Annotated in this window: 11 protein-coding genes; 10 read left to right on the top strand and 1 reads right to left on the bottom strand. The window is 55.5% G+C overall.

What is annotated here, in order from left to right:
* The first annotated feature begins 144 nt into the window (after nucleotides 1-144).
* Together lpdA and tnpA are read left to right on the top strand one after the other, a co-directional pair.
* Nucleotides 145-1,569, top strand: coding sequence for a dihydrolipoyl dehydrogenase (gene lpdA / locus D9980_RS15785; RefSeq protein WP_024484019.1), 1,425 nt, complete (start codon nucleotides 145-147; stop codon nucleotides 1,567-1,569).
* Nucleotides 1,570-1,766: 197 nt separating this feature from the next.
* Nucleotides 1,767-2,225 carry an IS200/IS605-like element IS1541C family transposase gene (gene tnpA / locus D9980_RS15775; protein ID WP_024531425.1) on the top strand — a complete coding sequence of 153 codons (459 nt, stop codon included), beginning with the start codon at nucleotides 1,767-1,769 and terminating at the stop codon, nucleotides 2,223-2,225.
* 206 nt (nucleotides 2,226-2,431) lie between these two features.
* On the opposite strand, the gene D9980_RS27180 is transcribed toward tnpA, so the two are convergent.
* Nucleotides 2,432-2,554 carry a hypothetical protein gene (locus D9980_RS27180; RefSeq protein WP_255417705.1) on the bottom strand — a complete coding sequence of 41 codons (123 nt, stop codon included), beginning with the start codon at nucleotides 2,552-2,554 and terminating at the stop codon, nucleotides 2,432-2,434.
* Between D9980_RS27180 and D9980_RS26705 the strand changes: the two genes are divergently transcribed.
* From D9980_RS26705 to D9980_RS15735, 8 genes are all read left to right on the top strand, one after another.
* Nucleotides 2,535-2,681, top strand: a complete 147-nt coding sequence (locus D9980_RS26705) for a hypothetical protein (protein WP_158006212.1) — start codon at nucleotides 2,535-2,537, stop codon at nucleotides 2,679-2,681. The two genes, D9980_RS27180 and D9980_RS26705, sit on opposite strands and share 20 nt — an antisense overlap.
* A 682-nt stretch (nucleotides 2,682-3,363) precedes the next feature.
* Complete coding sequence (gene acnB, locus D9980_RS15765) at nucleotides 3,364-5,961, top strand: bifunctional aconitate hydratase 2/2-methylisocitrate dehydratase (RefSeq protein WP_121607801.1); 2,598 nt, start codon at nucleotides 3,364-3,366, stop codon at nucleotides 5,959-5,961.
* Between the two features lie 220 nt (nucleotides 5,962-6,181).
* Entirely contained in the window at nucleotides 6,182-7,843 is a 1,662-nt protein-coding gene (mdcA, locus tag D9980_RS15760) for a malonate decarboxylase subunit alpha (protein ID WP_059201743.1), read from the top strand.
* Complete coding sequence (locus D9980_RS15755) at nucleotides 7,843-8,697, top strand: triphosphoribosyl-dephospho-CoA synthase (protein WP_121607800.1); 855 nt, start codon at nucleotides 7,843-7,845, stop codon at nucleotides 8,695-8,697. The genes mdcA and D9980_RS15755 overlap by 1 nt, the downstream gene beginning before the upstream one ends.
* Before the next feature lie 21 nt (nucleotides 8,698-8,718).
* The gene (locus D9980_RS15750) at nucleotides 8,719-9,018 is read left to right on the top strand and encodes a malonate decarboxylase subunit delta (protein WP_021806268.1); all 300 of its coding nucleotides are present in this window, start codon (nucleotides 8,719-8,721) and stop codon (nucleotides 9,016-9,018) included.
* Entirely contained in the window at nucleotides 9,011-9,847 is an 837-nt protein-coding gene (locus D9980_RS15745) for a biotin-independent malonate decarboxylase subunit beta (protein WP_024484328.1), read from the top strand. Before D9980_RS15750 ends, D9980_RS15745 begins: the two co-directional genes overlap by 8 nt.
* On the top strand, nucleotides 9,844-10,650 hold the full coding sequence (mdcE, locus tag D9980_RS15740) for a biotin-independent malonate decarboxylase subunit gamma (protein WP_024484329.1): 807 nt from the start codon (nucleotides 9,844-9,846) through the stop codon (nucleotides 10,648-10,650). The genes D9980_RS15745 and mdcE overlap by 4 nt, the downstream gene beginning before the upstream one ends.
* A gap of 166 nt (nucleotides 10,651-10,816) precedes the next feature.
* A complete protein-coding gene (locus D9980_RS15735) occupies nucleotides 10,817-11,776 on the top strand; it encodes an AEC family transporter (protein ID WP_121607799.1) in 960 nt (319 codons plus the stop codon).
* Nucleotides 11,777-11,781 lie beyond the last annotated feature (5 nt).

Here is an 11,781-nt window from a genome sequence, read left to right as displayed (position 1 = left end):
GTTAGGCGGTAAGTTCGTGAGTCCCCAGTAGCCTACTTGAGTAAGTGACTGGGGGGAACGAATGAAACCAACAACGCTGCAGCTTGAAAGACGAAGGGGATAAAATGACGTCTGACCCGCCGGACAACTAATTAAGAGGTCATGATGAGTACTGAAATTAAAACTCAGGTCGTGGTACTTGGGGCGGGCCCTGCAGGTTACTCCGCTGCTTTTCGTTGCGCTGACTTAGGTCTGGAAACCATTCTGGTTGAGCGTTACTCCACTCTGGGTGGTGTTTGCCTGAACGTGGGCTGTATTCCTTCCAAAGCACTGTTGCACGTTGCCAAAGTGATCGAAGAAGCCAAAGCGCTGGCCGAGCACGGCATCGTTTTCGGCGAGCCGAAAACCGACATCGACAAAGTGCGCGTCTGGAAAGAGAAAGTCATCAATCAGCTGACCGGTGGTCTGGCTGGCATGGCTAAAGGCCGCAAAGTGAAAGTGGTCAACGGCCTGGGTAAATTCACCGGCGCCAACACGCTAGTGGTTGAAGGTGAGAATGGTGCTACTACCATCAACTTCGACAATGCCATCATCGCCGCAGGCTCCCGTCCGATCCAACTGCCATTTATTCCTCATGAAGATCCACGCGTGTGGGATTCCACCGATGCACTGGCGCTGAAAACCGTTCCAGAGCGCATGCTGGTTATGGGCGGCGGTATCATCGGCCTGGAAATGGGCACCGTATACCATGCACTGGGTTCACAGATCGACGTGGTTGAAATGTTCGACCAGGTGATCCCGGCTGCAGATAAAGACGTGGTGAAAGTCTTTACCAAGCGTATCAGCAAGCAGTTCAACCTGATGCTGGAAACCAAAGTGACCGCGGTAGAAGCCAAAGAAGACGGCATCTACGTCACGATGGAAGGTAAAAAAGCCCCTGCAGAACCACAGCGCTACGACGCGGTGCTGGTAGCGATCGGCCGTGTGCCGAACGGTAAACTGCTGGACGCTGGCCAAGCCGGTGTAGAAGTTGACGAACGTGGCTTTATCCACGTCGACAAACAACTGCGTACCAACGTGCCGCACATCTTCGCGATTGGTGACATCGTCGGTCAACCGATGCTGGCGCACAAAGGCGTGCATGAAGGCCACGTAGCTGCTGAAGTTATCGCCGGTATGAAGCACTACTTCGACCCGAAAGTGATCCCATCGATCGCTTACACCGAGCCAGAAGTGGCATGGGTAGGGATGACCGAGAAAGAAGCCAAAGAGAAAGGCATCAGCTACGAAACTTCCACCTTCCCGTGGGCAGCTTCAGGCCGTGCTATCGCTTCTGACTGTGCAGACGGTATGACCAAACTGATCTTCGACAAAGAAACGCACCGTATCATCGGTGGCGCGATTGTCGGCACCAACGGCGGCGAGCTGTTGGGTGAAATCGGTCTGGCAATCGAGATGGGTTGTGACGCAGAAGATATCGCATTGACTATCCACGCTCACCCAACCCTGCACGAATCTGTAGGCTTGGCAGCAGAGATCTACGAAGGCAGCATCACCGATCTGCCAAACCCGAAAGCCAAGAAGAAGTAATTTCTGCGGTTGGTAAGGTTGATAAGCGGCTCCTGTAAAGGGGCCGTTTTTATTGTGCACAGAAAACCTCCAGCTAGGCTGGAGGTTCCGTAAAGCTTTCAGCTTTGAGCCAGTTATAAAAACCCCTTTTGATTTGTTAAAACAGTTTGCGGTCTGGCAACTGCAAAGGTTCAACAAGAAATCAAAAGGGGGTCCCTATGAGGGACGAAAAGAGCTTAGCGCACACGCGATGGAACTGTAAATATCACATAGTATTTGCGCCGAAGTACCGAAGAAAGGTGTTCTACGGGGAAAAGCGTAAAGCGATTGGCAGTATCTTAAGAAAGCTGTGCGAATGGAAAAACGTGAATATTCTGGAAGCGGAATGTTGTGTGGATCACATCCATATGCTTCTGGAAATCCCGCCCAAGATGAGTGTGTCGGGCTTTATGGGATACCTGAAGGGAAAGAGTAGCCTGATGCTTTATGAGCAGTTTGGCGATTTGAAGTTCAAATACCGTAACAGGGAGTTCTGGTGCCGAGGGTATTACGTTGATACGGTTGGTAAAAATACAGCCAGGATACAAGAATACATAAAGCACCAACTGGAAGAGGATAAAATGGGTGAGCAGTTGTCGATCCCCTATCCGGGTAGCCCGTTTACGGGCAGTAAGTAATCCATAAATGCAAATGTCAGATCGCAATGCGCCTGTTAGGGCGCGGCTGGCAACAGAGCCTTATAGGCGCATATGAAAAACCTCCGGCTATGCCGGAGGATATTTATTTGGCGAGTTGTAGACATTCCCGCTCCGGACTTAAAACGTAGGGGCGCTGCATGCTGCGCCCGCCTGGATAAAAGGCCGCTCAAAGAGCGGCCAGTAGCTTACTTGTTCTGGAATACGACGTTGAAGATCAGTTGGTTGCCGGAAACTGACCAGCCACCTTTACTGACTCCAAACACCGATCCCAGTACAATGAGCAGGATAATGAGTGATCTCCCTTTCATTGCGCGTTCCTTGTGGAACCACGACCACCGCGACTTCACCGGAAAAATCCCGGCGGAACAAGCGTTCGTCAGCGCTTGTATCGCAGTAGTTGCAGCACTGTTCTCAAGCCCGATGACCGGCTGCTAAACCGGCAGAACAGACCCAAAATCAGGGTACATAAAACAAAGGGCTTTTGCATCCCAATGGTTGATTTTTTAACCGACTTTACGCACAATGAACTTGTTCGTCAGCGCTTGTATCGTTCTTAACGATGTAAGAAATCTGTTCGGTGCCTGCTAACACCGCGCGGATACAAAAGAACCGTCTTTATGGCGGTTTTTTTGTGCCCAATGCCCGCCAATTTCCCCAACTCTATCGATAACCATTGTAAAAGTATGGACGTTATGTTGTGCTCATTGGGCTGAGATTGCTGTTGTGCCGTAACGAACCCGAGCCCGTCCCGCCTGCTTTGCAGCCGATTACGCTGCGGTCAACGATTCAGCAAAGATTTAATGTTGCTTTTATGTGAACGAATTAACAACCGATTCAAATCCTGATATGCTGGCTGGGCGGAACCGGGCACTGTACCTTACTTACAGTCCAGGATATCGACAGCAGTGCCCGACAAGTATCACCGTACGCTCTACCCGTCGTCTTTCGAGCCGTAGCGTTGTTGACTGCACTCGCTCACCCCAGTCACTTACTGTAGTAAGCTCCTGGGGATGAACGAGCTGGTCGCCTAGCTACAACTCGAAATCCATAGGGTATAAAAACGGTTGAATATAAAACGCCAGGCACAATAAATGACAATGAGAGCGAGGAGAAAGTCGTGCTAGAAGAATACCGTAAGCACGTGGCCGAGCGTGCTGCAGAGGGCATCGTCCCTAAGCCATTAGATGCGACACAAATGGCAGCGCTGGTTGAATCATTAAAAAATCCGCCAAAAGGCGAAGAAGAATTTCTGTTAGACCTGCTGATTAACCGTGTACCACCGGGCGTCGATGAAGCCGCCTATGTCAAAGCAGGTTTTCTGGCAGCCGTTGCCAAAGGCGAAGCCACTTCCCCCCTGGTTACCCCCGAAAAAGCCATTGAACTGCTAGGCACCATGCAGGGCGGTTACAACATTCATCCGCTGATCGATGCGTTGGATAACGAAAAGCTGGCACCGATTGCTGCCAAGGCGCTTTCCCATACGCTGCTGATGTTTGATAACTTCTACGACGTAGAAGAGAAAGCCAAAGCCGGTAACCCACACGCCAAGCAGATCATGCAGTCCTGGGCCGATGCCGAATGGTATCTGTCTCGCTCACCGTTGGCGGAAAAGATCACCGTGACCGTGTTCAAAGTGACTGGCGAAACCAACACCGACGATCTGTCACCCGCTCCGGATGCCTGGTCACGTCCAGATATCCCACTGCATGCGTTGGCTATGCTCAAGAGCGAACGTGAAGGTATTTTCCCGGATCAGCCGGGTAGCGTTGGCCCGATCAAGCAGATTGAAGAGCTGAACAAGAAAGGTTTCCCGCTGGCCTACGTCGGTGACGTGGTCGGTACCGGTTCTTCTCGTAAATCAGCCACCAACTCGGTGCTGTGGTTTATGGGTGACGACATCCCCTACGTGCCGAACAAGCGTGGCGGCGGTGTGGTGCTGGGTGGCAAGATTGCGCCAATCTTCTTTAACACTATGGAAGATGCCGGTGCGTTGCCGATCGAAGTGGACGTCTCCAACTTGAACATGGGCGATGTGATCGACATCTTCCCGTATAAAGGCGAAGTGCGTAACCATGAAACCGGTGAACTGGTTGCCAGCTTCGAGCTGAAAACTGATGTGCTGCTGGATGAAGTGCGTGCCGGTGGCCGTATCCCACTGATTATCGGCCGTGGCTTGACCACCAAGGCGCGTGAAGCGCTGGGCCTGCCGCACAGCGAAGTGTTCCGCATTGCCAAGCCGGTAGCGGCTAGCAGCAAGGGCTTCTCGCTGGCGCAGAAAATGGTTGGCCGCGCCTGTGGCGTTGCTGGTGTTCGCCCTGGCGAATACTGCGAACCTAAGATGACCTCGGTTGGTTCACAGGATACCACCGGCCCGATGACCCGTGACGAGCTGAAAGATCTGGCTTGCCTGGGCTTCTCTGCCGATCTGGTGATGCAGTCGTTCTGTCACACTGCCGCGTACCCGAAACCGGTAGACGTCACGACTCACCATACGCTGCCAGACTTCATCATGAACCGTGGCGGCGTTTCACTGCGCCCGGGTGATGGTGTGATCCACTCCTGGCTGAACCGCATGTTACTGCCGGATACCGTCGGTACCGGTGGCGATTCCCACACCCGCTTCCCGATCGGCATTTCCTTCCCGGCCGGCTCTGGTCTGGTGGCCTTTGCTGCCGCGACCGGTGTGATGCCGCTGGATATGCCTGAGTCGGTGCTGGTGCGCTTCAAAGGCAAAATGCAGCCTGGTATCACCTTGCGTGATCTGGTGCATGCTATCCCTTACTACGCGATCCAGCAGGGCCTGTTGACCGTAGAGAAGAAGGGCAAGAAGAACATCTTCTCTGGCCGTATTCTGGAGATCGAAGGTCTGCCGGAACTGAAGGTTGAGCAGGCGTTTGAGCTGACCGATGCCTCGGCAGAACGTTCCGCTGCCGGTTGTACCATCAAGCTGGATAAGGCACCGATCGCCGAATATCTGAGCTCTAACATCGTGCTGCTGAAGTGGATGATCTCCGAAGGTTATGGCGATCGCCGTACTCTGGAGCGCCGTATTCAGGGGATGGAAAAATGGTTGGCGGATCCGCAGTTGCTGGAAGGCGATGCGGATGCGGAATATGCCGCAGTGATCGAAATCGATCTGGCCGATATCAAGCAGCCAATCCTGTGTGCGCCGAACGATCCGGACGACGCGCGCCTGCTGTCCGACGTGGCCAACAGCAAGATCGACGAAGTGTTTATCGGTTCCTGCATGACCAACATCGGCCACTTCCGTGCGGCGGGTAAACTGTTGGATCAGCATAAAGGCCAACTGCCAACTCGCCTGTGGGTGGCTCCGCCAACCAAGATGGACGCAGCGCAACTGACTGAAGAAGGCTACTACAGCGTCTTTGGCAAGAGCGGGGCGCGTATCGAGATCCCTGGCTGTTCACTGTGTATGGGTAACCAGGCACGCGTAGCGGACGGTGCGACCGTGGTTTCCACCTCGACCCGTAACTTCCCGAACCGTCTGGGTACCGGTGCCAACGTTTATCTGGCTTCCGCAGAACTGGCTGCAGTGGCATCACTGCTGGGCCGTCTGCCAACGCCTGATGAGTATCAGACCTATATGGCGCAGGTCGACAAGACGGCGGCGGATACCTATCGCTACCTGAACTTCGACCAGTTGACCCAGTACACGGAAAAAGCCGACGGTGTGATCTTCCAAACCGCGGTGTAATTCGGTACTAAGTTAGCATCATCACGGGGAGCCTTTGGGTTCCCCATTTTTTTGTGATCGTCTCCCGCTTTTATGGATATTAACTGATTGATTAGTCTTGTTTTGATGAAATCATTACTCTCAGGCTAATAAACCATCCCCCTGCTTGATTGATGGCGCTCTCCTAGACTCTTACTCTAACCGTACTGAACAGAACCAAGTAAACCCAGGAGGTTGAGGTATGTCGCTTCATCAAAGCCCCACGCGCGTTTGGGATACCCGGCGGCAGGAAAAAAAACGCCGTATCGCGAGTGTGCAAGGGCAGTCGCAGGGCAAAGTGATCCCCACCGCCGATTTGACCAGCGTGCTGGAAAAACTGCTGGTTTCTGGCGATCGGGTAGTGCTGGAAGGCAATAACCAGAAACAGGCCGATTTTCTCTCCCGTATGCTCGCCGAGGTCAACCCCGCCAAGGTCCACGATCTGCATATGATCATGCCAAGCGTTGGCCGCGCCGAGCATCTGGATATTTTTGAAAAGGGAATCGCCCGCAAGCTCGATTTTGCCTTCTCTGGTACCCAGAGCCTGCGCATTTCCCAACTGCTGGAAGATGGGCAGCTCGAAATCGGTGCCATCCACACCTATATCGAACTCTATTCCCGCCTGTATGTGGATCTGGTGCCGAACGTGGCGCTAGTGGCCGGGTTCAAGGCCGATCGTCATGGCAATCTGTACACCGGGCCAAGTACCGAAGATACCCCGGCACTGGTGGAAGCCACTGCGTTTAAAGACGGCATCGTCATCGCTCAGGTCAACGAACTGGTTGATGATGAAACGGACCTGCCAAGAGTTGATATCCCCGGCTCCTGGATCGATTTTGTCGTGGTGGCAGACAAGCCGTTCTTTATTGAACCGCTGTTTACCCGCGATCCGCGCCTGATCAAACCGGTGCACGTGTTGATGGGGATGATGGCAATCAAAGGCATCTACGCCAAACATCAGGTGCAATCGCTGAACCACGGTATCGGTTTTAACACCGCCGCCATCGAGCTGCTGTTACCTACCTACGGTGAGCAGCTGGGCCTGAAAGGTAAAATCTGTAAACACTGGACTCTGAACCCACATCCAACCCTAATCCCGGCGATCGAAAGCGGTTGGGTTGAGACCGTGCACTGCTTTGGCGGTGAGCTGGGGATGGAGAATTACATTGCCGCTCGCCCGGATATTTTCTTTACCGGTAGTGACGGCTCCATGCGTTCCAACCGCGCGTTTTGCCAGATGGCCGGTCAGTACGCCGTAGATATGTTTATCGGCTCCACCTTACAGATCGACGGTATGGCTCACTCTTCTACCGTGACCCGTGGCCGCCTCTCCGGTTTTGGCGGCGCACCGAACATGGGGCACGATCCACACGGTCGTCGCCACGCTACGCCTGCCTGGTTGGATATGATCGAAGAGCCGGATCCGTTGGCTCGTGGCCGCAAGCTGGTGGTGCAGATGGTGGAAACCTTCCAGGCAGGTGCCAAACCGACCTTCGTAGAAAAACTCGATGCCGTCGATGTGGCGCAAGAGTCTGGCATGCCGTTGGCGCCAGTGATGATTTACGGCGATGACGTGACCCACGTGCTGACCGAAGAAGGCATCGCTTATCTGTATCGTGCACGCTCGTTGGAAGAGCGCCGCGCCATGGTGGCTGCGGTGGCCGGTATCACCGATATCGGGCTGGGTGTGGACGCCAAACGCGTGGCCGAACTGCGCCGCGAAGGCAAAGTGGTGTTCCCGGAAGATCTCGATATTCGCCGTACCGATGCTTCGCGTTCTTTGCTGGCCGCGGGCAGCGTAGCGGATCTGGTCGAGTGGTCCGGCGGCTTGTATAACCCGCCAGCTAAATTCCGGAGCTGGTAATGAAACTTTCCCCCTGTTTAATCGCCTCTGATGCGGATCTGGTTGCCGCACGATTGGCGGAGTTTGCCACGCAGGCGCTAGTGGATGAGGCGCGCCTCAGCCCGAAACCGGGGCTGGTGGATGCCCGGGGTTCCGGTGCGCATCAGGATCTGACGCTGGCGTTGATGGAGCGTTCGGCCCACAGCCTGACGCCGGTCTTCCATCGGCTGGCGATTGCCGGTTGGCAGCGTCCGGCAGATAGTGCGTTACGCCAGGAAGTTGGCCGGATTGGCCGGGAAGGTGAACAGCGGATGATGGCAGCCACTGCCGGTGTTAATACACATCGCGGGGCGATCTGGGCGATGGGCCTGCTGGTGACGGCGGTAGCCATGCAGGGGGGGAACGCAACACCATCCAGCAGTTGCGCATTAGCCGCCCAGTTGGCGCAGTTGCCGGATCACGCCAGCCCGAAGGTGTTCAGCAAAGGCTTGCGAGCCACTCAACGTTACCAGGTACCCGGCGCGCGGGAAGAGGCCCAGCAAGGTTTTCCGCACGTCATGCAACGGGCGTTGCCGCAGCTGTGGCACAGCAGGAGCCAGGGGGCCAGTGAGTCTGCCGCGCAGATTGATGCGCTGATGGCCATCATGACCACCCTGAGCGATACCTGCGTGCTGTCGCGTGGTGGGTTAACGGCGCTGAATGCGATGCAGCAGGGGGCAGCCGAGGTACTGCATGCCGGAGGATATCAACATTCGGCAGGACAGGCGGCGTTGGCCAAACTGGAACAACGGCTATTGGCGAGCAACGCTTCACCCGGCGGCGCGGCCGATTTACTGGCTGCGGCTCTGTTCCTCGATCGGGCTACGGCCCGCTGAATAATCAATCCAGAGGATGTTATGGAACATATCGATTTGAGTTATCCGGCCAGCATTACGCTGCCGGGTAAGGCACTCACCGGCGTCGTGGGCTCCGGTGACATGGAGGCTCTATTTGAGCCTGCGGCTGACGGCACACTGACGGTGGCGATCAAAACCTCCGTAGACGGTAGTCGTCAGCGTTGGCAGCATCTGTTTGAACGCCTGGCCTCTTTGCGCGACTTACCTGCCGGGCGGCTAGAGATTAACGACTTCGGCGCTACGCCGGGGGTGGCTCGGCTGCGTATTGAACAGGTATTTGAGGAGGCCGCCCATGCGTGATGATCTCAGCTTCATCGAACTCAGCGCCAGGGAGCGCGCCCGCAATCTGCTGGACAGCGGCAGTTTCCGTGAACTATTGGGGCCATTTGAGCGTATTACTTCGCCCTGGTTGGAGCCGCAGGGCATCGTCACCCAGGCCGATGACGGTATGGTGGTCGCCAAAGGCACCATTGATGGTAAACCGGCGGTGGTGGTGGCGGTAGAAGGGGCATTTCAGGGCGGTAGCATGGGGGAGGTTTCCGGTGCCAAGATGGCCGCGGCCCTGGAGCTGGCAGCAGAAGATAACCGCAACGGCATTGCGACTCAGGCAGTCTTACTGCTGGAAACCGGTGGCGTGCGTTTGCAGGAAGCCAACCTGGGGCTGGCAGCGATCGCGGATATTCATGCGGCGATTGTCGATCTACGCCGATATACCCCGGTGGTGGGTATTATTGCCGGTACCGTGGGCTGCTTTGGCGGTATGTCGATCGCAGCTGCATTATGCAGCTACCTGATCGTCACCCGTGAAGCGCGCCTGGGCTTGAACGGCCCACAAGTAATTGAACAGGAAGCCGGTATCGAAGAATACGATTCCCGCGATCGGCCTTTCATTTGGAGCATGACCGGTGGCGATGTGCGCTATCGCAGCGGCTTTGTCGATGAAGAAGTCCCGGATGCGCTGCATGCGGTCAAGGCGGCGATGACAGGTTGCCTGCAACGCGGCGTGCCTGCTCAGCATCGCTCCGACAATTATCACTACTACTTGCCGAAATTGTCGCAGTTCGACACCCGCCAGCAGGCGGACTCGGCGGTCATTGCTCAACTGTTTGCTGCGGAGGATCGGGTATGAGTACGTCATCATCAAGCCGTGGAGAATATTGGTTCTCTTTGCTGACGGAGGGGGCCGATCAGCGCCAGGGGCAGTGCGCCTCGATCCGGGTCGCGGACGCTGAACTAGAGGGTCAACCGGTGCGTTTTATCGCCGTGGTGCCGGATGCAAATAACCATTACCCACGCGCCGCACGCGGTGAAGTGGGTTTACTGGAAGGTTGGACATTAGCCCAGGTAGTCAGTGAAGCGGTCGCGGCTGATGTTGATAAAGCACAAAAGCGAGCCATCGTGGCGGTGATCGATGTGCCGAGCCAGGCTTACGGGCGTAGGGAAGAGGCCTTTGGTATTCATCAGGCGTTGGCCGGTGCGGCCGGGGCTTATGCCAAGGCTCGGCTGGCAGGCCATCCGGTGATTGGTTTGATCGTTGGTAAAGCCATGTCCGGCGCGTTTCTGGCGCACGGCTATCAGGCCAACCGCTTGATTGCCTTCAACGATGCAGGCGTGATGATCCATGCGATGGGCAAAGAGTCTGCGGCGCGCATCACGTTACGTTCCGTAGAGGCGCTGGAGAAGCTGGCAGCAACCATTCCACCGATGGCCTATGACATCGAGCATTACAGCTCGCTGGGCCTACTGGAACAGTTACTGGATATCCGTGACCCGCTGCAGGCCAGTGAGCAGGAGCTTAATCTGGTGCGCCACTCGGTGGTTCAGGCGATTGCTAAAACTCGCAGTGAAGGCGTTGGTTTAACTAACCGCCTGGGGGCAGACAACCGCCATAGTTCTTCGCTGGTGCGTGAACGTATGCGCGCAGAGTGGTAATGCCACGTTAGCCATTTTTACGTCAGAGATTCAGGAATCTAATACGACCGCCGGGAGAGCGCCTTTGATGCGTTCCATCCCGGCATATAGCTTCACCTGCATATAACAATATAACTAACACCATCGCACCTGATCTGACTGATTTTTTCTTTTTAACAGGTGATTTATGACATACGTAATTATTCATGCCTTGGCACCGATTTTTGTCATTATGCTGCTGGGCTTTTTTGCCGGTAAGGCAAAAATGGTCGATAACCAGAACGTTTCATTACTCAACATCTTCGTGATGGATTTTGCACTACCGGCGGCCCTGTTCGGTGCCACCGTACAAACGCCTTGGGCGGGGATCGTTGAGCAGTCGCCGCTGATCGTGGTGTTGGTGCTGGCGATGTGGATCACCTATGCGGCGATCTATTTTACCTGCACCGGGATCTTCCATAAGTCTCCGCAGGATGCCGCGGTGCTGACGCTCACCGTGGCGTTGCCCAACTATGCCGCGCTTGGCCTGCCGATCCTCGGTAGCGTACTGGGGGAAACGCCGGGAACCTTGCTGTCCGTGGCGGTGGCAATCGCCTGTGGTTCGGTACTGATGACGCCGTTCTGCCTGCTGATCCTAGAGCGTGAAAAAGCCCGCGCAGCTGGTGCGGTTCAAGGTTCCAGCCTGGGCATGTTGCCGGTGCTGATGTGGCGCTCGGTGAAAAAACCGATCGTCTGGGGGCCGCTGCTTGGGGTGGTGCTGTCGGCGGTAGGCGTGCATATGCCTGAAATGGTGCTGGCCGCGATCAAACCGCTTGGCCTGTCGGCTACGGCGACAGCGCTGTTCCTGACCGGCGTGATCCTGTCTGCCCGTAAGTTGCAGATCAACGGCCCGGTGCTGCTGTCGAGCGTAACCAAACTGCTGATCCAACCGTTTATTGCCTGGGGGCTGGTGCTGGCATTGGGCCTGCACGGTAGCGTGGCCATCACCGCTATTTTGATGATTGCCCTTTCCGCCGGCTTCTTCGGTATCGTCTTTGGTAACCGTTTTGGCGTACAGTCGCCGGATGCCGAAGCCACGTTACTGATCAGTTCCGTGTTGTGTATCATTACCTTACCGCTGTTTATCACCCTGACCTCAGGGATGTAACTGGA

Source organism: Serratia sp. 3ACOL1, from assembly GCF_003668775.1.
GTDB classification, from domain to species: Bacteria; Pseudomonadota; Gammaproteobacteria; order Enterobacterales; family Enterobacteriaceae; genus Chania; species Chania fonticola.
The sequence above is the reverse complement of the archived record's forward strand: the minus strand, read 5'-3'. Positions and strand labels throughout refer to the sequence as shown.

What these genes read in the sequence shown, in the direction of transcription:
- D9980_RS26705 (WP_158006212.1), top strand. Translation starts at nt 2,535, where the DNA reads ATGAGTGATCTCCCTTTCATTGCGCGTTCCTTGTGGAACCACGACCAC.
- D9980_RS15750 (WP_021806268.1), top strand. Translation starts at nt 8,719, where the DNA reads ATGGAACATATCGATTTGAGTTATCCGGCCAGCATTACGCTGCCGGGT.
- mdcA (WP_059201743.1), top strand. Translation starts at nt 6,182, where the DNA reads ATGTCGCTTCATCAAAGCCCCACGCGCGTTTGGGATACCCGGCGGCAG.
- tnpA (WP_024531425.1), top strand. Translation starts at nt 1,767, where the DNA reads ATGAGGGACGAAAAGAGCTTAGCGCACACGCGATGGAACTGTAAATAT.
- lpdA (WP_024484019.1), top strand. Translation starts at nt 145, where the DNA reads ATGAGTACTGAAATTAAAACTCAGGTCGTGGTACTTGGGGCGGGCCCT.
- D9980_RS15735 (WP_121607799.1), top strand. Translation starts at nt 10,817, where the DNA reads ATGACATACGTAATTATTCATGCCTTGGCACCGATTTTTGTCATTATG.
- D9980_RS27180 (WP_255417705.1), bottom strand. Translation starts at nt 2,554, where the DNA reads ATGAAAGGGAGATCACTCATTATCCTGCTCATTGTACTGGGATCGGTG.
- mdcE (WP_024484329.1), top strand. Translation starts at nt 9,844, where the DNA reads ATGAGTACGTCATCATCAAGCCGTGGAGAATATTGGTTCTCTTTGCTG.
- D9980_RS15745 (WP_024484328.1), top strand. Translation starts at nt 9,011, where the DNA reads ATGCGTGATGATCTCAGCTTCATCGAACTCAGCGCCAGGGAGCGCGCC.
- D9980_RS15755 (WP_121607800.1), top strand. Translation starts at nt 7,843, where the DNA reads ATGAAACTTTCCCCCTGTTTAATCGCCTCTGATGCGGATCTGGTTGCC.